25 protein-coding genes are annotated in these 20,327 nt (G+C 60.7%); 16 read left to right on the forward strand and 9 right to left on the reverse strand.

Translation table 11 applies throughout. From position 1 onward, the window contains the following. From AACR77_RS05275 to dolP, 4 genes are all read left to right on the forward strand, one after another. Positions 1-1,195, forward strand: a 1,195-nt coding sequence (locus AACR77_RS05275; RefSeq protein ID WP_042880184.1) for a penicillin-binding protein activator, incomplete at its 5' end; no start/stop codon positions are given. After that, positions 1,113-1,508 carry a YraN family protein gene (locus AACR77_RS05280; RefSeq protein ID WP_080770042.1) on the forward strand — a complete coding sequence of 132 codons (396 nt, stop codon included), beginning with the start codon at positions 1,113-1,115 and terminating at the stop codon, positions 1,506-1,508. The genes AACR77_RS05275 and AACR77_RS05280, both read left to right, overlap by 83 nt. Positions 1,509-1,517: 9 nt before the next feature. Next, positions 1,518-2,108, forward strand: a complete 591-nt coding sequence (locus AACR77_RS05285; protein ID WP_010675848.1) for a D-sedoheptulose-7-phosphate isomerase — start codon at positions 1,518-1,520, stop codon at positions 2,106-2,108. Positions 2,109-2,112: 4 nt separating this feature from the next. Next, complete coding sequence (gene dolP, locus AACR77_RS05290; protein ID WP_010675849.1) at positions 2,113-2,691, forward strand: division/outer membrane stress-associated lipid-binding lipoprotein; 579 nt, start codon at positions 2,113-2,115, stop codon at positions 2,689-2,691. 39 nt (positions 2,692-2,730) lie between these two features. Here dolP and AACR77_RS05295 read toward each other — a convergent pair whose 3' ends face one another. From AACR77_RS05295 to zapE, 8 genes are all read right to left on the reverse strand, one after another. Further along, positions 2,731-3,162 (reverse strand): ClpXP protease specificity-enhancing factor, encoded by a 432-nt coding sequence (locus AACR77_RS05295; RefSeq protein ID WP_039040486.1) that lies wholly within the window; start codon positions 3,160-3,162, stop codon positions 2,731-2,733. Further along, entirely contained in the window at positions 3,159-3,788 is a 630-nt protein-coding gene (gene sspA, locus AACR77_RS05300) for a stringent starvation protein SspA (RefSeq protein WP_039040485.1), read from the reverse strand. The genes AACR77_RS05295 and sspA overlap by 4 nt, the downstream gene beginning before the upstream one ends. 87 nt (positions 3,789-3,875) lie before the next feature. Then, positions 3,876-4,610 carry a cytochrome c1 gene (locus AACR77_RS05305; protein ID WP_039040484.1) on the reverse strand — a complete coding sequence of 245 codons (735 nt, stop codon included), beginning with the start codon at positions 4,608-4,610 and terminating at the stop codon, positions 3,876-3,878. Next, entirely contained in the window at positions 4,607-5,824 is a 1,218-nt protein-coding gene (locus tag AACR77_RS05310) for a cytochrome b (protein WP_010675853.1), read from the reverse strand. The genes AACR77_RS05305 and AACR77_RS05310 overlap by 4 nt, the downstream gene beginning before the upstream one ends. Before the next feature lie 2 nt (positions 5,825-5,826). After that, the gene (gene petA, locus AACR77_RS05315; protein ID WP_010675854.1) at positions 5,827-6,417 is read right to left on the reverse strand and encodes a ubiquinol-cytochrome c reductase iron-sulfur subunit; all 591 of its coding nucleotides are present in this window, start codon (positions 6,415-6,417) and stop codon (positions 5,827-5,829) included. Positions 6,418-6,716: 299 nt separating this feature from the next. Continuing rightward, positions 6,717-7,109, reverse strand: a complete 393-nt coding sequence (gene rpsI, locus AACR77_RS05320; RefSeq protein WP_005336286.1) for a 30S ribosomal protein S9 — start codon at positions 7,107-7,109, stop codon at positions 6,717-6,719. Between the two features lie 14 nt (positions 7,110-7,123). Beyond that, positions 7,124-7,552, reverse strand: a complete 429-nt coding sequence (gene rplM, locus AACR77_RS05325; protein ID WP_005336289.1) for a 50S ribosomal protein L13 — start codon at positions 7,550-7,552, stop codon at positions 7,124-7,126. 266 nt (positions 7,553-7,818) lie between these two features. Continuing rightward, on the reverse strand, positions 7,819-8,913 hold the full coding sequence (gene zapE, locus AACR77_RS05330) for a cell division protein ZapE (RefSeq protein WP_042880186.1): 1,095 nt from the start codon (positions 8,911-8,913) through the stop codon (positions 7,819-7,821). A gap of 139 nt (positions 8,914-9,052) precedes the next feature. Here zapE and AACR77_RS05335 point away from each other — a divergent pair, with 139 nt between their 5' ends. The 12 genes from AACR77_RS05335 (at position 9,053) to AACR77_RS05390 (ending at position 20,016) form a co-directional block, all read left to right on the forward strand. Continuing rightward, the gene (locus AACR77_RS05335; RefSeq protein ID WP_010675856.1) at positions 9,053-9,433 is read left to right on the forward strand and encodes a YhcB family protein; all 381 of its coding nucleotides are present in this window, start codon (positions 9,053-9,055) and stop codon (positions 9,431-9,433) included. An 81-nt stretch (positions 9,434-9,514) separates the two neighbouring features. After that, the gene (locus AACR77_RS05340; RefSeq protein ID WP_042015057.1) at positions 9,515-10,873 is read left to right on the forward strand and encodes a Do family serine endopeptidase; all 1,359 of its coding nucleotides are present in this window, start codon (positions 9,515-9,517) and stop codon (positions 10,871-10,873) included. A gap of 89 nt (positions 10,874-10,962) precedes the next feature. Then, positions 10,963-12,090 carry an outer membrane-stress sensor serine endopeptidase DegS gene (gene degS, locus AACR77_RS05345; RefSeq protein ID WP_010675858.1) on the forward strand — a complete coding sequence of 376 codons (1,128 nt, stop codon included), beginning with the start codon at positions 10,963-10,965 and terminating at the stop codon, positions 12,088-12,090. Positions 12,091-12,398: 308 nt separating this feature from the next. After that, on the forward strand, positions 12,399-12,761 hold the full coding sequence (locus tag AACR77_RS05350) for a transcriptional regulator (protein ID WP_042880188.1): 363 nt from the start codon (positions 12,399-12,401) through the stop codon (positions 12,759-12,761). After that, positions 12,762-13,127 carry an SFCGS family glycine-rich protein gene (locus AACR77_RS05355; RefSeq protein ID WP_010675860.1) on the forward strand — a complete coding sequence of 122 codons (366 nt, stop codon included), beginning with the start codon at positions 12,762-12,764 and terminating at the stop codon, positions 13,125-13,127. Then, positions 13,127-13,423, forward strand: a complete 297-nt coding sequence (locus tag AACR77_RS05360; RefSeq protein ID WP_041211841.1) for a DUF4312 family protein — start codon at positions 13,127-13,129, stop codon at positions 13,421-13,423. Before AACR77_RS05355 ends, AACR77_RS05360 begins: the two co-directional genes overlap by 1 nt. Before the next feature lie 25 nt (positions 13,424-13,448). Next, complete coding sequence (locus tag AACR77_RS05365) at positions 13,449-14,225, forward strand: DUF4311 domain-containing protein (RefSeq protein ID WP_010675862.1); 777 nt, start codon at positions 13,449-13,451, stop codon at positions 14,223-14,225. A gap of 11 nt (positions 14,226-14,236) precedes the next feature. Next, positions 14,237-14,887 carry a DUF4310 family protein gene (locus AACR77_RS05370; RefSeq protein WP_041214029.1) on the forward strand — a complete coding sequence of 217 codons (651 nt, stop codon included), beginning with the start codon at positions 14,237-14,239 and terminating at the stop codon, positions 14,885-14,887. Between the two features lie 142 nt (positions 14,888-15,029). After that, complete coding sequence (locus tag AACR77_RS05375) at positions 15,030-16,169, forward strand: amidohydrolase/deacetylase family metallohydrolase (RefSeq protein ID WP_042880191.1); 1,140 nt, start codon at positions 15,030-15,032, stop codon at positions 16,167-16,169. Beyond that, positions 16,153-17,268 carry a DgaE family pyridoxal phosphate-dependent ammonia lyase gene (locus tag AACR77_RS05380; protein WP_042880193.1) on the forward strand — a complete coding sequence of 372 codons (1,116 nt, stop codon included), beginning with the start codon at positions 16,153-16,155 and terminating at the stop codon, positions 17,266-17,268. Before AACR77_RS05375 ends, AACR77_RS05380 begins: the two co-directional genes overlap by 17 nt. Further along, entirely contained in the window at positions 17,268-18,008 is a 741-nt protein-coding gene (gene dagF / locus AACR77_RS05385; RefSeq protein ID WP_042880195.1) for a 2-dehydro-3-deoxy-phosphogluconate aldolase, read from the forward strand. The genes AACR77_RS05380 and dagF overlap by 1 nt, the downstream gene beginning before the upstream one ends. A gap of 103 nt (positions 18,009-18,111) precedes the next feature. Further along, on the forward strand, positions 18,112-20,016 hold the full coding sequence (locus AACR77_RS05390) for a BglG family transcription antiterminator (protein ID WP_042880197.1): 1,905 nt from the start codon (positions 18,112-18,114) through the stop codon (positions 20,014-20,016). A 15-nt stretch (positions 20,017-20,031) separates the two neighbouring features. Here the strand turns inward: AACR77_RS05390 and npr are convergent, their stop codons facing one another. Further along, positions 20,032-20,304 carry a PTS phosphocarrier protein NPr gene (npr, locus tag AACR77_RS05395; protein ID WP_010675868.1) on the reverse strand — a complete coding sequence of 91 codons (273 nt, stop codon included), beginning with the start codon at positions 20,302-20,304 and terminating at the stop codon, positions 20,032-20,034. Positions 20,305-20,327: the final 23 nt, after the last annotated feature.

The raw sequence follows: 20,327 nt of genomic DNA on the forward strand, positions 1-20,327 counted from the left end.
CCCTAACCACCCTGCCCAGAGCGACATGCCGGCCGGCCTTGGGGATCTCGCTACTACGGACAACGGTTCGCTGCAGCAGATCGCCGTCTTCCTGCCGCTCTCCGGCAACCTGGAAGCCCAGGGCGCCGCCATCCGCAACGGCATGTTGATGTCCTACAAGGAAAATCAGAGCCAGTTCACCCTGAACTTCTATGATACCCAGGGCAAGGCGATGGGGGACCTCTACAAGCAGGCCATTCAGGAAGGGGCCAACATGATCATCGGCCCCCTGCTCAAGGATCAGGTGGAGGAGCTGCTCAAGTCGAGTCCGACCGTGCCGGTGCTGGCGCTCAACGAGCTGGACAAGCCGATCGTCAACGACAACACCTTCTATTTCTCACTCTCCGCCGCTGCCGATGCGAGCCAGGCGGCCCAGTACCTCTATGGTCAGGGCTACCGCAAGCCGCTGCTGATCGCGGCACAAGGCCGGATTGGCTACAGCAGTATCAAGGCGTTTGAACAGGCCTGGGCCGGCGTCAGCCAGGAGAAGCCCGTGGTTGCCACCTTCGGGGCGCGCAACGAAGTGCAGGGCATGGTCAAGAACGCTCTGAGCGGCCGTTCCACCGCACGAGCCGGGGAGATTGTCCAGCTGTCCGATGCCGCGCCGCGCAGCATCGACGCCGTCTATGTGGTGGCCAACAGCCTGGAGACCCGGATGATCAAGCCCTATGTGGACATCTCGGTCAATCCCATGGGCAGCCTGCCCATCTACAGCAGCTCTCGGGGATACGACGGCGGGACGACCGAGGTGGCATCCGAGCTCAACGGCATGCATATCTCCGACATGCCACTGCTGCTGGGTGGCTTCGAGACGCAGCGTGAACAGATTGCCCTGCTCTGGCCCCAGACCCAGGGCGACCTGCTGCGCTTGTTCGCCCTCGGTTACGATGCCGTCAGCCTGGCAGGCAACCTGCCGCAAATGCGCAAGGTCAATGCCATGCAGCAACCCGGCATGAGCGGCCAGCTGAGCGTGGATCCCCAGGGCAACATAGTGCGCATGCTGGACTGGGCCACCTACCAGAATGGCAAGCTGGTCAGCGACAGCGCCGCCCCCCAGCTGGAGGATGCGACTCATGAAGAGGCTACTGACACAACTTCACCAGCAGTGGTTGAACCTGTTGCCGTCGGCAGCGACGAGCAAGGGACAACACTTTGAGCAAATAGCGGAACGCTGGTTGCAGGCACGAGGCCTGCAACCCGTTACCCGCAACTACCGCTGCCGTGGCGGCGAGATCGATCTCATCATGCGCCAGGGGGAGACCCTGGTGTTCGTTGAAGTGAGATATCGCGCCAACGCCACTCATGGCGGTGCAGCCAGCTCGGTCACCCGGCGCAAGCAGCACAAGATCGTGCTGGCCGCGCGCCACTATTTCAAGCAACATGCCATCAATGAGGCCAACCAGGCCTGTCGATTCGATGTGATCGCGTTCGAGGGCGACCAGCCGGACTGGATCCAGAACGCGTTTTAAGAGGACCCCATGACTGATCCCATCAAAGAGAATTACACCGAAAGCATCCAGACCAAGATAGCCGCCGCCGAAGCACTGCCGGATGCCATCCATACGGCAGCCCAGATGCTGACCATCTGCCTGCTCAATGGCCACAAGGTGATGGCATGTGGCAATGGTCCCTCCTCGGCATTGGCACAGCTATTTATTTCCGAGTTGGTGAACTGCTATGAAACTCCTCGCCCCTCCCTGCCCGGTCTCGCCCTGACGCCCGACATGGCGACCATCAGCGCCATCGCCACGGATCACGGTTTCGAGGAGGTCTATGCCAAGCAGATCCGAGCTCTGGGACAACCAGGCGACATCCTGGTGGTCATCACCACGACAGGCAACAGCCGCAGCCTGATCAAAGCCGCGGAGGCCGCCCTCTCCCGCGACATGACCATCATTGTTCTCGGTGGCGGAGACGGGGGAGAGATCGCCGGTCTGCTGGGCCCCAATGACGTGGAGATCCGCGTTCCTTCCGCTCGCCGTCCTCGTATTCTGGAAGTGAACCTGTTGACCCTGCACTGTCTCTGTGATCTCATCGACCAGACACTTTTCCCGCAACAGGAAGACTGAAACCATGAAGAAGCCTATTCTCGCTCTTGCCCTGCTGACCGGCGTCCTGCTGCTGCAAGGCTGTGCTGCCGTGGTGGTCGGTGGCGCGGCTGGCACCGCCAAGGCGAGCGGCGATCGCCGCACCCTGGGTGCCCAGTGGGACGATCAGACCATAGAGCTGAAAGCCGCCAACCTGTTGGCCGACAACAAGCCCCTGAGCGCCGCCAGCAAGATCAGTGTCTACAGCAACAACGGCCGTGTGCTGCTGGTGGGTCAGACACCCTCTGACGCTTACAAACAGGAAGCGGGCAGAATCGTGAGCCGGATTGAAGGGGTTCGCCATGTCTACAACGAGCTGCGCCTTGGCAAACCAGTCAGTATCGGCGTGCGCAGCAATGACACCTGGATCACCTCCAAGGTGCGGGCCGACATGCTGGGCACCAAGAACTTCGACAGCGCCAAGGTGAAGGTTGTCACCGAGAATGGCGAGGTGTTCCTCATTGGGTTGGTCACCCGCCAGGAAGGGGATCAGGCCGTGGAAATCGCCCGCCACGTCAGCGGCGTTAAGCAGGTGATCAAAGCCTTCGAGTTTGCCCAGAATTGACTGGCAGGATGAAAAAACGCAGCCTTCAGGCTGCGTTTTTTATTTGATGACTTTCAGAGTCGGGCGACCGCTCGGGCGCGGTGGTTCCGGCTCGGGCTCAACCGGCGTGGGTGTCTGTGCCTGTTCCAGCCAGAGGTCATACCCGGGCTCCGGCGGGAACAGGGTGCCCACTCCATTCTCCCTGGCATGGATGGCCAGTACGGCCGCCATGGGGATATAGACCTGCTGCGATACGCCACCGAAACGGGCGCTGAAGCTGACAGCGTCATTGTCCATGTGGAACTGGCCCACGGCCCGGGGGGCGATGTTCAGAACAATCTGGCCATCCTGCACGAACTGCATCGGTACCATCACATGGGGAATATTGGCATTGACCACCAGATGGGGAGTCAGATCGTTATCCAGCAACCAGTCAAAAAACGCCCGCAGCAGATACGGGCGACTGGGTGTCATTGTCGGTTCCATGCTCATACGCCGGCACGGATCTCGCGCTCGGCCTCGGTCAGGGAAGCCTGGAAGGATTCACGCTCGAACAGGCGAACCATGTAAGCCTTCAGCTCTTTGGCGCCACGGCCGGTGAAATCGATGCCCAGGCTCGGCAGACGCCACAGCAACGGCGCCATGTAGCAGTCGACCAGACCGAACTCTTCGCTCATGAAGTAGGGCATCTCGCCGAAGATGGGGGCGATGGCCAGCAGGTTGTCGCGCAACTCGGCACGGGCGGCTTCGGTATCGGTGCCCGCCATGATCTTGTCGGCCAGAGAGTACCAGTCCAGCTCGATGCGGTGCATCATCAGACGGCTGTTGCCGCGCGCGACCGGATAAACCGGCATCAGGGGCGGATGCGGGAAACGCTCGTCCAGATACTCCATGATGATGCGCGAGGTGTACAACGCCAGCTCGCGATCCACCAGAGTCGGTACAGTGTTGTACGGGTTCAGCTCGGCCAGCTCATCCGGCAGGTTGGCAGGATCAACCTGGCAGATATCCACGCTAACACCCTTCTCCGCCAGGACAATACGCACCTGATGGCTGAACATATCGTTGGCACCGGAAAACAGCGTCATTACCGAACGCTTATTGGCAGCTACAGCCATTGAACCCTCCCGTCATTAAAAAGCAGAAACGGCAATGAAGCATGTCTGTCTTCATTGCCGTGCGTCATATTACTCCGATCTGGTCGCTTAGTGAACGTCGCGCCAGAATTCCTTCTTCAACAGCACAGTGAAGATGAAGAAGATAGCGATGAATCCGAGTACCCAGAAGCCCATGCGTTCGCGCTCCTGCTGCACCGGCTCAGCCGAGTAGACCAAGAAGTTTACCAGATCCAGTACCGTCTGATCATATTCTTCGTTGTTCATTTCACCGTTGCCGTCAGATTTGATGCTGACGACTTGCTGCATCTCCACGCCATCCAGGGTATGCGTCTCGAACTCGGCGCGGGGCGTCCCCTGCAACGGCTCCAGCACATGGGGCATACCCACGGACGGGAAGACGGCGTTGTTCACCCCGAATGGACGGGTCTCGTCCACGTAGAAGGATCGCAGATAGGTGTAGATCCAGTCTGCACCACGCACCCGGGCAACCAGGGTCAGGTCGGGGGGCGGCGCGCCGAACCAGCGCGCAGCATCCTTCTCGGACATGGCACTCTTCATCAGATCGCCGATCTTGGCGCCGGTGAAGACCAGGTTCTCCTTCATCAGATCGTCCGGAATGCCAATATCGGCCGCCACCCGGTTATAACGCTGGTACTGGGTGGAGTGACAGCCGGCACAGTAGTTCATGAAGGTGGCGGCCCCCCGTTGCAGGGATGCCTTGTCACTCAGATCGTACTCCGCCTTGTCGAGAGGGAAGCCACCGCCAGAGGCCAACACCAGACCAGGCAGCAGGGCCAGCACTGCAAAAATTATTCTTTTCATTTGAATGTCACCCTCTCCGGCAGCGGCTTGGTGTTCTCATTCTTGCTGTAGAAGAACAACAGGACGAAGAATCCGAAATAACCCAGAGTACAGAGTTGTGCAATCAGCGTCAGGGTCGGGGTTGATGGCAGCACGCCCAGCACCCCCAGGATAATGAAGCAGACCACGAACTGGGCGATGTTCAGCTTGTGCAGGGTGCTGCGGTAACGCACCGAGCGCACCTTGCAACGATCCAGCCAGGGCAACAGGAACAGCACCACGATGGAGAGGCCCATCATGATGACCCCCAGCAGCTTGTCAGGCACCGCACGCAGGATGGCGTAGAAGGGGGTGAAGTACCAGACCGGGGCGATATGCGCCGGTGTCTTCAGGCCATTGGCCACCTCAAAGTTCGGTTTCTCGAGGAAATAGCCCCACATGTCCGGCTTGAAGAAGATGATGGCACAGAAGAAGAACAGGAAACCGGCTACCCCGATCATGTCCTTCACAGTGAAATAGGGGTGGAACGCGACCGCATCCAGTGGCCAGCCGTTCTCGTCCTTGTGCTTCTTGATGTCGATGCCATCGGGGTTGTTGGAGCCCACCTCGTGCAGCGCCAGGATATGCATGGCCACCAGCATCACCAGCACCAGCGGCAGAGCGATGACGTGCAGCGCAAAGAAGCGGTTCAGGGTCGCACCCGAGATGACATAATCCCCCCGGATCCACAGGGTCAGATCGTCACCGATAACGGGGATGGCACCGAACAGCGAGATGATGACCTGGGCCCCCCAGAACGACATCTGCCCCCAGGGCAGCAGGTAACCCATGAAGGCCTCGGCCATCAGCACCAGGAAGATCAGCATGCCGAAGATCCACAGCAGTTCCCGTGGCTTCTGGTAAGAGCCGTAGATCATGCCGCGGAACATGTGCAGGTAGACCACGATGAAGAATGCAGATGCCCCGGTTGAGTGCATGTAACGCAGCAGCCAGCCGTAATCCACATCCCGCATGATGTATTCCACGGAAGCGAAGGCACCTTCCGCCGAAGGGTTGTAGTTCATGGTCAGCCAGATGCCGGTGATGATCTGGTTGACCAGCACCAACATGGCAAGCGAGCCGAAGAAGTACCAGAAGTTCAGGTTCTTGGGCGCCGGATACTTGGCCATATGGTCGTTGTACATGGCCGTGAGCGGGAAACGATCATCGATCCAGCCCATGAGTTTGGCAAACATGGTCAGGCCTCCTTGCCATCGGCACCGACCAGAATGGTGGTGTCGCTAAGAAATTGGTATGGCGGAATGACCAGGTTCAGCGGTGCGGGGACGCCCTGGAACACTCGACCGGCCATGTCGAATTTGGAGCCATGGCAGGGGCAGAAGAAGCCGGAAGTTACCCCTTGAACCTGCTCGCCGAAGCTGTCGGGCAGATAGGAGGGGGAGCATCCCAGATGAGTGCAGATGCCAACGGCCACGAAGATTTCCGGTTTGATGGATCTGTAGCCATTGTGGGCATAGTCCGGTTGCTGTGGCTCGTCTGACGCAGGATCCCGCAGCTTGTCATCGTGTGCAGCCAGAGCATCCAGCGTCTGCTTGGTGCGCTTCACCACCCAGACCGGTTTACCACGCCACTCGACGCGGATTAGCTGACCCGGCTCCAGCTTGCTGATATCCACTTCAACCGGGGCGCCTGCCGCCTTGGCTTTGGCACTCGGATTCCATGACTTAATAAACGGCACTGCGGTAAAAGCAGCTCCTACACCGCCAACGGCAACCGTTGACCAGGTAAGAAATCTGCGGCGACCGGTATCAACTGGCGCATTGCTCATCCAAAAACTCTCCCATGTGGACTCCGCTCATTCTTATAGTGTCCCTGTTTACTTATCCTCTCCCTCTGACAACTGCGATGGAAGCGGAGTGGCAATTGACACAGAAAGACCATGGAAATTTTAAAGAAAAGATAACAATTTGACAAGAAAGGGAGTCGATGGGCAAAAACAATAAATACACAATTTTTTGTCTTTTGTGACGTATGCTTAGCATTGTCACATGTAACATTACCAATAAAAAAAGCCTGGCAAATTGCCAGGCTTTTTTGACACTCCTGAGAGTGCGTACCAAAAGCGAATTAACGCTTGGAGTACTGCGGACGCTTACGCGCTTTGTGCAGACCGACCTTCTTACGCTCAACCTTACGGGCATCACGAGTAACAAAGCCAGCTTTACGCAGTTCGGAACGCAGGGTCTCGTCGTACTGCATCAGAGCACGAGTGATACCGTGGCGGATCGCACCAGCTTGACCGGAGATGCCACCACCGTTAACGGTGATGTACAGATCCAGTTTCTCGGTCATCTCGACCAGTTCCAGCGGCTGACGAACTACCATGCGGGCAGTCGGACGGCCGAAGTATTGCTCCAGGGAGCGCTGGTTGATTACGATTTTACCGCTACCCGCTTTGATGAATACGCGAGCAGTGGAGCTTTTGCGACGGCCGGTACCGTAGTATTGATTTTCTGCCATGTTGCCAGTTCCCGTTAGATATCCAGTACTTGAGGTTGCTGAGCAGCATGAGCGTGCTCTGCGCCTGCGTAAACTTTCAGCTTACGGAACATGGCACGGCCCAGCGGCCCCTTCGGCAGCATGCCCTTGACGGCAGCTTCGATTACCATTTCCGGCTTACGCTGAATCAGCTTGTCGAAGCTGATGGACTTGATACCACCCGGGAAACCGGAGTGAGCGTGGTACATTTTGTCGGTAAATTTCTTACCGGTTACGTGTACCTTCTCAGCGTTTACAACGATGATGTAGTCACCGGTGTCAACGTGCGGAGTGTACTCGGCTTTGTGCTTACCACGCAGACGAGCAGCGATCTCGGTTGCGATACGACCCAGAGTTTTACCTTCTGCGTCCACAATGTACCAGTCACGTTTTACGGTTTCTGGCTTGGCAACGAAAGTTTTCATTAAGTTAAACCCAATTACCTGTTACAGACCCAATTGCTTATGGGGGCTCTCCCACAAACAACAAACGATGGCCTACCTGTACCCCTTCGAATACAAGTAAAGCTTAAAGTGTTGCTGTCTTATCGACAGCTGTAACGTGGGCCGGGCGATTATAAGTGAAGTTGCCTTAAATATCACCTGCTAATTTCACTGCCATGAAGCTAGCAAATGTCGCCCGGCCCTACCTGCCGCAGATGCCCATCCGACTGGCAGGCGCGGTATTGTGACTAAGGAAGGTGCACTCTGGCAAGGTATTCGTGCGATTGCATCTCCTGAAGCCTTGAAAGGCAACGCCTGAATTCGAAATTCAGCAAGCCTTCGCCATAGAGCCCGGTCATGGGGACCGCCGCCGATATGATGAGCTTTACATGCCGCTCATAAAACTCATCCACCATGGCGATGAAGCGGCGGGCCGCGTCATCCGTGCCGCTGCCCATGGGTTGCACATTGGCCAGCAGGACAGTGTGGAACTCACGGGCCAATTCGATGTAGTCGCCCTGGGAGCGTGGAGTACAGCACAGCTGTTCAAACTCCATATAAAGCACCCCTTCCCCCACGCCCAGTGCACTCAGTTGGCGATGGTTGATTTCCAGTGCGGCGGCAGTCACCTGCCCAATCCCGGTCAACTGGCTGAAATAACGATCCAGGTTGCTCCTGGCCTGATCATCCAGCGGGAAGTGATAGATCTCTGCCTGTTCCAGGGTTCGCAGCCGGTAATCGACACCGCCATCGACATTGATCACCTCGCAGTGGCGCTCGATAAGCGCGATGGCAGGCAGGAAGCGAGCACGCTGCAACCCGTTGCGGTAGAGATCCTGAGGGGGGATGTTGGATGTGGCCACCAGCACCACGCCATGGCCAAAGAGTTCCTGGAACAGAGTGCCGAGCAGCATGGCATCCGTGATATCCGAGACGAAAAACTCGTCGAAGCAGATGACGTCGGTCTCGTCGGCCAGCTTGCGGGCGATCAGCTTGAGCGGATCGGACTGACCGGTCAGCCCTTTGAGCTCATCGTGCACCCGGTGCATGAAACGGTGGAAGTGGATGCGCAGTTTGCGCTCCCCCGGCAGGCTCTCAAAAAAAGTATCCATCAGCCAGGTCTTGCCTCTGCCCACACCGCCCCACATATATAACCCCTGGACGGGGTCACGGGTTTTCGGCTTTTGCAGCCAACCCAGCAGGCCACGGGATCTGGTCGGAGTCGGGCTTGCGCACAGATCCTGATAGAGTCGCTCCAGGCGGGCGACTGCCATGGCCTGGGCCGGATCGGCCACAAAGCCGGGGCGCTGCAAATCCTGCTGATATTTTTGCTGCGGGGTCATCCTGTAAACCGCCTCCAAGTCCCTGAATGAGGGACAAAATGGTATCACGCTCTCGGGGGGCACGGTATAGTGCCAACGAGGCGTTGCGGTCCATCCGACCGCTTCAAATTCATCGTGTTAGCTGTAACAAGGAGCTTCTATGACTCTGTTTAACGGGATCCTGCTGGCGATCGCCGCCCTGATCATCGGCGTGCTGATCGGCCGCTTCTCTGTCCGTAGCCGGGATGCCGGACGCCTGGAACAGGAGCTGAAAAAAGCCCACAAGGAGCTGGAAAGCTACCAGGGGCAGATCACCACCCACTTCGCCGACAGCGCCGCCCTGATGGAGCAACTGGCCGAACAGTACCAGACCCTTTATCGCCACATGGCGGAACAGAGCAAGTTCCTGGCCAAGGTACAGGAACCACTGTTCCGCGAACCCGAAGTGGAAGAAACAGGCGATGCCGCCAACAGCGAGGAGCCGGGCCTTCCTCCCCGCGATTACGCCGGTGCGTCCGGCCTGCTCAAGCAGCCGGGCTGATCGTCGGTTGAACTAATTACGCTTTATCGTGGTCAGACCTTGACGATTGCACTGCAACTTTTTCTGGGAGCTGTTTCTCATATGCGTAAATCTCTTTCTGTATTCAGTGTCTTAGCCCTCAGTGTCGGTATCGCCATGTCCTCAGCACCGGCGCAGGCCGCACTGCCCCTGATGGCGAACAACCAGGAGATGCCGAGCCTGGCCCCCGTCCTCGAGCAGGTGACCCCTGCCGTGGTCAACATCTCCGTCTCTGGCAAGAAGATCACCCGCCAACGCCTGCCGGAGCAATTCCGCTTCTTCTTCGGCCCCAACATGCCTGACGAGCAGGTGAGCGAGCAGCCCTTCCAGGCGCTTGGTTCCGGCGTCATCATCGATGCCAAGAAAGGCTACGTCATCACCAACGCCCACGTGGTCCACGAGGCGGACGAGATCAAGGTCAACCTGAAGGATGGCCGTGAGTATGCGGCCAAGAAAATAGGGGAAGACAAACAGTCGGATATCGCCCTGCTGCAAATCAAGGCCGAGGATCTGGTGCAGATCAAGTTCGCCGACTCCGACGAGCTGAGAGTCGGTGACTACGCGCTGGCCATCGGCAACCCGTTCGGCCTGGGCCAGACCGTCACCTCCGGCATTGTCAGCGCCCTGGGTCGCAGCGGCCTCAACATCGAAAATCTGGAGAACTTCATCCAGACCGATGCGGCCATCAACTCCGGCAACTCGGGCGGCGCCCTGCTCAACCTGCGCGGGGAGCTGATCGGCATCAACACCGCCATCCTGGGCCCGAACGGCGGCAACATCGGCATCGGCTTTGCCATCCCGTCCAACATGGTGCGCGATCTCTCCGAGCAGATCGTGAAATACGGCGAAGTACGCCGTGGCCAGCTGGGGATCACCGGCACCGAGCTCACCAGCGAAATCGCCAAGACCTTCGGCTACAACAAGAAGGACGGTGCCTTCGTCAACCAGGTCATGCCTGACTCCGCCGCCGCCAAGGCAGGCATCAAGGCAGGTGACATCATCATCAGCATCGATGGCAAGCCCATCCGCTCCTTCGGCGAGCTGCGTGCCAAAATCGCCACCATGGGGGCCGACAAGCAGGTCTCGCTCGGCCTCATTCGTGACGGCAAGGAGCAGACCGTCAAGGTCACCCTGAAGAAAGCGGATGACAGCGAGATCCTGGCCAGCGCCCTGCATCCGGCACTGGAAGGGGCCAAGCTGAGCACCACCACGGACCCCGTGACCGGCGTTGCCGTCTCCGACATCGATCCCCGCTCACCGGCAGCCGCCTCCGGCCTGCAAAAGGGCGACATCATCATCGGGGTCAACCGCCAGCGCATCAACTCCATGGGTGAACTGACCAAGGTGTTGAAAAACAAGCCGGAAGTCCTGGCGCTGAACATCCAGCGCGGTGACTCCTCGCTCTATTTGGTGATCCGTTAAGCCCCTCACACCCGCGGCAACCGCCGCGGGTGATTTTTATCCATCGATAATGTTATTCTCTGCCCGCAGCCTGTACGGACGAGAAAGACATGAAAATCCCACCTCTGATCAGCTACTTGGGCAAGTCCGTCGGCTTTGGCCTCGCCATGGCTGCGCTTTTGTTGCTGGTGTTCCCCAATTTTCGCGGCGGCGCTCCCCTGCCGGGCCTCATCACCAACGCCCGCGAGCTGAGCTTCTCCTACGCGGCCCATCGCGCCGGCCCTGCCGTCGTCAACATCTACACCCGCAGCTTCGCCGGCAATCGCGGTGAAAAAGCCGAACTCAGACCCCAGGGGCTGGGGTCCGGCGTCATCATGAACCAGCGCGGTCACGTGCTCACCAACTATCACGTCATCGCCGATGCGGACCAGATCATCGTCGCCCTGCAAGATGGCCGGGTATTCAGTGCAGAGCTGGTCGGCACCGACAAACTGACCGATCTGGCGGTGCTCTACATCGAATCGGACAACCTGCCGGTGATCCCGCAGGACCCGGATCGTCTGCCGGACGTGGGAGACGTGGTGCTCGCCATCGGCAACCCCTACAACGTCGGCCAGACCATCACCCAGGGCATCATCAGCGCCACCGGGCGTATCGGCCTCTCCAGCATGGGGCCGGACAGCAACGGCCGGCAGGATCTGCTGCAGACCGATGCCGCCATCAACGAGGGCAACTCCGGAGGCGCCCTGGTCAATGGCCGTGGCGATCTGGTGGGTATCAATACCGCCGCCTACCACCTCAACGGCAATCAGGAGAGCTATGGCATCAGTTTTGCCATCCCCTACAAGCTGGCCAAGCGCATCATGGACGAGCTGATCGCCAACGGCCGGGTCATCCGCGGCTACCTCGGCATCTCCAGCGTCGAGATCAATCCCATCGTCGCGCGCATGCTGAACCTGGGGGACTTGCAGGGGTTGGTGGTGGAGAGCCTGGATCCCAATGGCCCAGCCACCAAGGCCGGTCTCAAACGTGGGGATGTGCTGCTCAAGATCAACGGAGAGGCCATCACCGGCGTGCGTCCCGTCATGGACAAGATCGTCGAGAGCCGCCCCGGCACCAAGCTCACCATCTCGGTGATCCGCAACGGCAAGCCGCTGGACGTCGATGTCATCATCGAAGAGGACCTGCGCTACCAGAATCAGACCCTGCCGACCAGCAGTGCGGCACCCGCCACCTGAGGGGCGGATCCTCGCAGGGCCCGACAGGGCCCTTTTTTGTGCCCGCTTTCCTCCGGCTCCCGCTTGTGCGTGAGACAGCTCACACATTGCGCCAATGGGCAATCGGGCGAAGACGCCGTCAAAACGCGCGACCGATCACACTCCCTTGCCGCCAGTCCGCTCCTTTCCTCCTCCTGAACGCCAAAAGGGCTTCTTTTGATGCCTTTCCCTCCGGATTTCCACTTCGAATCGGAAAAAACCTGCCTCCTCCCGCACTCTCCTCCGCTTTATGGTGAGCCCATCCTTTCTGCCAGCCTGGAGAGCAGACCTTGAATACCGACACCCATGACGCCCCCCTGACCCCGGACAGCCCGGCACTGCTGCGCAAGACCGACCTGACCCTGGCCCGCATTCACAACCTGCTGGCGGATCAGGGTATACACCCCAACGACGTGCAGCAGCAGATGCTGGCCTCCCACGTCAAGGCCATGGTGTGGCGCTCCTACAGCGGGGAGTCCCTGCCGGAGGTCGACCTCAGCCTGTTCGAGGAGATCTCCCCCCTCTCCCTGCGCCTGGCAGAGCAGGTCGTCGCCTGGCTCGACCGCCTCGCCTACGAGGAGGCGCACCTCTTGTCCGTCCATTTTGAAGTGGCCAAAGAAAACGAACTCAGCTCAGTAAAAGGAGAAAGCTAAATGACTGCCATCAAACTCGTGATTGGAGATCGTCTCGGCAAGGGTCAGAAAGTGGGGGCAGGCGCAGAAGCCGCCGGCGCCACCGTGACCGTCATCCCCGGCATGGCCGCCGACATGAAGCTCGGTGATGTGATGAACAAGGAGCAGGCCGACCTTGGCATCTCCTTCTGCGGCAGCGGTGGCGCGGGCGCCATCACGGCCCAGACCAAGTACGGCTACAAGTGCCGCTACGGCATGCGATCCATCGAAGAGGGTGTCACCGCCATCAACGAGGGGTGCGTGGTACTGGGCTTCGGCTTCATGGACAAGGAAGAGCTGGGCCAGAAGCTGATCGAAGCCTTCGCCAAGAAACACGGACGCGCCTGATGAAAGAGCACTTCACCACCCGGATCACGGTCAACGGCAAGGGGGCGACTCGCCAGCAGGCGTTCGCCGCCGCCCTCAGCCAGGTGCAACCCAGCCTGCTCAAGGAGAGCCCCAAGGTGATGCTGCGCATCGAACCCCTCGAAGTCGAGGTGCTCGAGGCCGAGGAGTCGGTACGGGTGGAGAAGTTCCTGTTCTTCTTCCTGCCACGCCAGCGCCATGAGTTCCGGGTCCGGCTGGCGATCACCGTCAAGGTCACCAGCCTGGATGTCGACAAGGTGGATTTCACCCGGGCCTGACCCCACAACCAAAAGGACAAGTTGGATGTTTCTAATCATTTTGATGAAGTCACTCATCATCGGCGGCCTGGTAGGCGTCGGGGTGGGAGCTGGCGCGGCGCGGATGTTCCACGCCCCGACCGTGCAGGGGATGGGCGCGTTCCGTACCCTGGGCGAGCTCAACTCCTGCGAAGGGGACCCCGCTTCCCACTTCTCGTTCGGTCTGGGCTTCTTCTTCAACGCCTGGGCCTCCACGGTCGCGGCCGGCGCCTTCACTCAGGACGTGGATCACCGCATCCTGCCGAACTGGGGTGCAGCGGCCCTGATGATCAAGAACCGGGATCTCGCCACCACCCTCCATGACCCGAAGAAGATGGCCATCGCCTGCGGCATCATAGGTGCCATCGTAGTCGCCTTCCTCAACAGCACCGCCGCCGCCGTGCCAGCCGCCCTGCAGGTCACCGCGGTCAAGGTGCTGGTGCCCGCCGCCAACCTGCTGGTCAACACCGTCATGCCGGTGATCTTCTGGCTGGCCGCCATCGAGGCAGGCAAGAAGTCCGGCTTCTGGGCCACCATCTTCGGCGGTCTGGCCCAGCTCATCATGGGCAACGCGGTACCGGGCCTGGTGCTTGGCATCCTGATCGGCAAGGGGGTGGAAGAGAGCGGCTGGAACCACGTCACCAAGGTGATGATGAGTGCCATCGTCCTGTTGTTCGTGCTGAGCGGCTTCTTCCGCGGCTTTGACATGAAACTCATTGAATCCTTCCACCTGGGCGTTCCCCTGTGGCTGGAAAACGTCCACAACCTCATGAGCGGCAAATAAGGAAGCACACCATGGATGAGAAACTGAGAAACAACTTCTGGTATGCCGACTGGTCCTTCCCCATCTTTGTCGGTCTGCTCTCTTCCGGCGTCTTCGCCGGTACCCACATGTTCTACCTCTACGGGGTCGGCGCCTTCAACGAGGTGGCCTTCGTTGCCATGCTCAAGGCCGGTATGGACACGGGGGCCTATGGTGCAGTCGCCGCCTTCGGTGCCAGCTTCCTGTTCGCCCGCATCATCGAGGGCTCCCTGGTGGGCATCCTCGACATCGGCGGCGCCATCCAGACCGGAGTCGGCCTCGGGGTGCCCGCCCTGCTGCTGGGGGCCGGCATCATCTATCCGGTGGAAAACTTCACCGCTTCCCTGATCACCGGCATGGGGATTGGGATGGCCATCGGCTACGTGATCATCCTGGCGCGCAAGTTCACCATCAACCAGAGCAACTCCACCTACGGCGCAGACGTCATGATGGGGGCTGGCAACAGCTCGGGCCGCTTCCTCGGTCCCCTCATCATCCTCTCCGCCATGGGCGCCTCCATTCCCATCGGGATAGGCTCCCTGCTGGGTGCCCTGCTGTTTTACATCTGGGAAAAGCCCATCACGGGCGGCGCCATTCTGGGGGCCATGCTGTTCGGGACCTTCTTCCCCATCGCCCTGGCTTAATCCAAGGCCGTCTCTTGGGCGGCATTCAAGAACCTGTTTGCGCTCTGTCGCGAGAGGTCGTCAGCAAGGTGAAGAGCAGCACATGAGCCTTGGAAGCGGCCTCGCAGTAAGAGCGCAAGCAGGTTACAAGAGGGATATCAGCATGTACGACATGATCATCAGGGCGGGACGCCTGGGAAACGGGCAGCTCGTCGACGTCGCCATCGAGCATGGCAAGATAGCGGCGCTGGGTTCGCTGCCAGAAAGCACGGAGGCGAAGCAAACCCTCACTCTGGGCGGGCAGGTCCATGTGAGCGCCGGCTGGATTGACGGCCACACCCACTGCTACCCCGCCTCCCCCCTCTATCACGATGAGCCGGACAAGGTGGGGGTGGCGTCCGGTGTCACCACCGTCATCGACGCCGGCAGTACCGGGGCCGACGACGTAGACGACTTCCAGCGCATAGCCGCCACCTGCAAGACCCGGGTGCACGCCCTGCTCAACATCTCCCGCATCGGCCTGCTGCGCCAGAACGAGCTGGCGGATCCGGCAGACATCGATCCCGCCCTCGCCCAGGCGGCCATCCGGCGCCATCCCGGCTTCATCGTCGGCATCAAGGCACGCATGAGCGGCAGCGTGGTGGGTGAAAGCGGTCTGCAACCCCTGCGCATGGCCAAGCAGATCCAGCAGGCCAATGGCAACCTGCCACTGATGGTGCACGTGGGCAACACTCCGCCGGATCTGGACGAGATCGTCGCCCTGCTGGGGGAGGGCGATCTGCTGACCCACTGCTTCAACGGCAAGCCCAACCGCATCCTGACCCCGGCGGGTGAACTGCGCCAGACGGTGCGCGAGGCGATGCGGCGGGGGCTCTTGCTCGACATCGGCCACGGTGGCGCCAGCTTCAGCTTCGAAGTGGCGGAGCTGGCCATTGCCCAGGGCATCCTGCCCCACACCATCAGTTCAGACATCTACTGCAAGAACCGCATCAAGGGGCCCGTCTACAGCCTTGCCCACGTGATGTCGAAGTTCTTCGCCATCGGCATGACCCTGGAGCAGGTGCTCGCCTGCGTCACTCACCAGGCCGCCGATGCCCTGCGCCTGCCCGGCAAGGGGCGACTCGAGGTGGGCGCCGATGCAGACATCACCCTGTTCGAGGTGAGCTGCGGCCCCACTCTCTTTACCGATACCGAGGCCGGCACCCGCAACGGTGACCGGCAACTGCTCCCTCTCGCCGCCCTGGTGGGCGGCGAACTGGTTCTGACTCACTACGGGAAATCACACCATGCCTTCTGTGTATGAGAAATACCGGCTCAAACCGGTGATCAACGCCTCCGGGCGCATGACCATCCTCGGCGTCTCCACCCCCGAGCAGGAGGTGGTCGATGCGGTCAACTTCGGCCTCGGCCACTACTTCGAGGTGAAGGATCTGGTCAACAAGACCGGCGCCTACCTGGCCGATCTGCTGGGCGTTGAAGATGCGGTTGTGGTCTCCTGCGCCAGCGCCGGCATCGCCCAGTCGGTGGCCGCCGTGATCGTGCGCGGCGACCCCTATCGCCTCGAGCAGTTGCATGCTCATGCCCACGACGTGCCGAGCGACATCGTGCTGCCCAAGGGCCACAACGTGAACTTTGGTGCCCCCGTCGGCACCATGGTCAACCTGGGGGGCGGCAGGGTGGTGGAGGCAGGCTACGCCAACGAGTGTTCACCCGCCCAGCTGGCCGCCGCCATCCATGCCAATACTGCCGCCATCCTCTACATCAAGTCCCACCACTGCGTGCAGAAGAGCATTCTGTCGGTGGCCGAGGCGGCCGAGGTGGCCAAAGCCCACGGGATCCCGCTCATCGTCGATGCAGCGGCCGAAGAGGATCTGCGTCTCTACTACAACCAGGGTGCAGATCTGGTCATCTACAGCGGCGCCAAGGCCATCGAAGGGCCCACCAGCGGCCTGGTGCTCGGCAGACGTCAGTATGTGGAGTGGGTCAAGCAGCAGGCTGGCGGCATAGGCCGCGCCATGAAGGTGGGCAAGGAGGGGATCCTCGGCCTGACCCACGCCATCGAGCGCTACCTAGCCAAAGAGAAGGAGAGCGGCGCCGCCATGGTCGCCAAGATGACTCCCTTCATCGAGCGCCTCAACCAGCTGCCCGGCGTCACCGCCAAGGTGGTGTGGGACAGCGCGGGGCGCGACATCGCCCGCACCGACATCGCCTTCGACCACCAGCAGATCGGCATGACCACGGTGGAAGTGGTCTCCCGTCTGCAACAGGGCACGCCTGCCATCTACTGCCGCGGCTACAAGGCCAACGAGGGGCACATCGAGATAGACGTGCGCAGCGTCACCCTGCCCCAGCTCGACCAGATCCACTCCGCCATTGCCCACCTCGTTCAGGAGAACAACTGATGTCTCTTACCCCCAATTACTACAGCGATCGGGTCTGCCTCAACGTGCTGGCTGGTTCCAAAGAGAATGCCGTCGACATTTATGAGGCTGCCGAGGGCCACGTACTGGTCGGTGTGCTCTCCAAGAACTACCCGGACATTCCCTCTGCCGTCGCCGACATGCAGGCCTACGCCAAGCTTATCGACAACGCCCTCTCCATCGGGCTGGGAGCAGGTGATCCGCGCCAGTCCGCCATGGTGGCCGAGCTGGCCCGCCAGCTGCAGCCCCAGCACGTCAATCAGGTGTTCACCGGGGTCGGGGCCAGCCGGGCGCAGCTCGGTCAAGCTGACACCCTGGTCAATGGCCTTGTCTCCCCCACCGGCACGCCGGGGATGGTGAAGATCTCCACCGGCCCCCTCAGTAGTCAGCAGCCCGATGGCATCGTCCCCATCGATACCGCCATTGCCCTGCTCAAAGACATGGGCGGCAGCTCGGTCAAATTCTTCCCCATGGGGGGACTCGCCTGCCGCGCCGAGTATCAGGCAGTGGCCGAGGCCTGTGCCCGCCACGGCTTCTGGCTGGAGCCCACCGGCGGTATCGATCTTGAGAACTTCGAGGAGATAGTGCGGATCGCGCTGGAGGCAGGAGTCGAGAAGGTGATCCCCCACGTCTACAGCTCCATCATCGACAGCGAGAACGGCCAGACCCGGCCGGAGGATGTGCGTACCCTCCTCGCCATGGTGAAGGCACTGCTGGCATAGCAACCCCACAGGCACCGGTCCGATCACTGGGCGGTGCCTGGCTTGTTAATGACCCCCTTGTTAACATCGACCCACCATGCGCGACAGGAGTCCCCACCCCCTCATGACCAAGCTGCCCCACCCCAGACTCCAGCAACTGCTCGCCCTGCTTCACGCCGAGCCCCTGCCACAGGAGGAGCTGGCCCGCCGTCTCAATGTTTCCACCCGCACGGTGCGTACCGACGTGGCGACCCTGAACGAGCTCATCGCCACCCGGGGCGCCCACCTGATCCATCAGCGGGGCAGCGGTTACCAGCTCAAGATCTACAATCAGGGGCTGTTCGATGCGCTGCTGGCCGCCCAGGGGCAGGAGAGCCCTCTGCCTCGCACCAGCCGCGAGCGGGTGCTGCACCTCCAGATCTTGCTGCTGACGGCGGAACAGGGGATCAAGCTCGACGAGCTGGCGGACACCTGGTATCTGAGCCGGGCGGCTTTGCAAGGGGACATGACGGAGGTGCGGGAGCGGCTCGCCCACTTCGGGCTCACCATCGACAGCAAACCCAGGGTGGGGATGCGCATTGCGGGAAGCGAGATGGCGATCCGCGCCTGCCTCACCCAACTGCTCTGCCAGGAGCTGCTGCACCAGCATCCGCTCCAGAGCCTGTTGCCCACCCTCTGCCCCAGCAAGACGCTGGAGGTAGTGGGCAACCACATTCACGAGCAACTCGGTCGCCATCAGCTACGCCTGGCCGACGAGAGCCTGCAGCAAGTCACCGTCTACTGTGCCGTCGCCCTGCTTCGCCAGGCGTCTGGCCACGAGTTGCGCCAGTTTGCCAGCGACGACATCACCCCGCCCCTGGCAGTGGTGGCCCGCGACATCTATGCCGAGCTGCCGACCCTGACTTCACCGGTGCAGGAAGAGATCGCCTGTCTCGCCATCCAGATCCAGGCTCGCCTCACTGCAGAGACGCCCCTGCTCAGCCCGGCCATGGCGGCCGAGAGCGAGCAACTGACTGCACACCTGCTGGGTTACATCCACCAGCACTACCCCTATGACCTGCGCGGCGACCCGCAATTGCGAGCCGACCTGCAGACCCACATCGGCGCCATGCTGCTGCGGGTCAAATACCAGATTGGCAGCCACAATCCCCTGGCGGATCACATCAAGCAGTATTACCCCCTCGCCTACGACATCACCCTGGCGGCCATCTCTGAGTGGATCAGGCAGACCCCCTACCGATTGACCCACCACGAGATCGGCTACCTGGTGATCCACATCGGGGTCGGCCTGGAGCGCCACTACGACATCGGTTACACCCGGCGCCCCCAGGCGCTGCTGCTGTGCGATGCGGGCAACGCCACCTTCCGGGTGCTGGAAGCACGCATCCGGCGGGAATACCCCCAACTGCAGCTGACCACGCTGGAATCGGTGCGGGACTATGAAGGACTGGTGCGAGTCGAGCAGGATTTCGTCATCAGCACCCTCAGGGTGAGCGAGAAGAATGCTCCCGTGGTACTGGTCTCCCCCTTCCCGACCCAATACCAGCTGGAGCAGCTCGGCAAGCTGGTGCTCGTCGATCGCACCCGTCCCTATCTGCTCGACAAGTATTTCGATGCCGACCACTTCATGGTGCTTGATGAACCCATCAGCCAGGGGGTGCTGTTTGATCGCATCTGCAGTCAGCTTGAGGCGGAGGATCTGGTGGAGAGCGGATTCCGCGGATCCTTGCAGGAGCGGGAGCGGATCGTCTCAACCCTGCTGGGGGACGGCATCGCTCTGCCCCACTCCCTCGGCCTGCTGGCGCGCCGCACCCTGGTCTATACCGTGCTGGCCCCCCAGGGGATCGACTGGGGCAACGGCGAGAGCGCTACCCTCATCTTCGTGCTGGCCATCGCCAAGGCGGATTATGAGGAAGCCATGGGACTTTATGATCTGTTTCTGGCACTGATGAACGAAAAAGCCAGCAGAAGTCTGCTGGCTTGTCGGGATTTTGCCGCTTTCAAGGCGCTGGCTCGCAGCGCACCTTGAGCACGCCGAGGCGTATTACTCCTCATTGAAGCCCGAGGTGAACAGCGCCACCACGGCGGCCAGGGCCTCCACCTCTTCGGGGCCCTCCACCTGCACCTCCACCTGTTTGCCCTGGGCGGAGTCCAACATCAGCAGGCCGATCACGCTGTCCGCGTCGGCCTCGACCCCCTCTTCGTTGCGCAGCAACACGTGGGCATCGAACCCCTGCACCAGCTCGAACAGCATCATGGCCGGTCGCGCGTGAATGCCTAACTTGTTTTTGACTTCTACCGAGGCGGAAACGGTCATCTGAGCATCCTGTGGATACTGTG

The sequence above is a fragment of the Aeromonas sp. ZOR0002 genome, assembly GCF_963866995.1.
GTDB classification, from domain to species: Bacteria; Pseudomonadota; Gammaproteobacteria; order Enterobacterales; family Aeromonadaceae; genus Aeromonas; species Aeromonas caviae.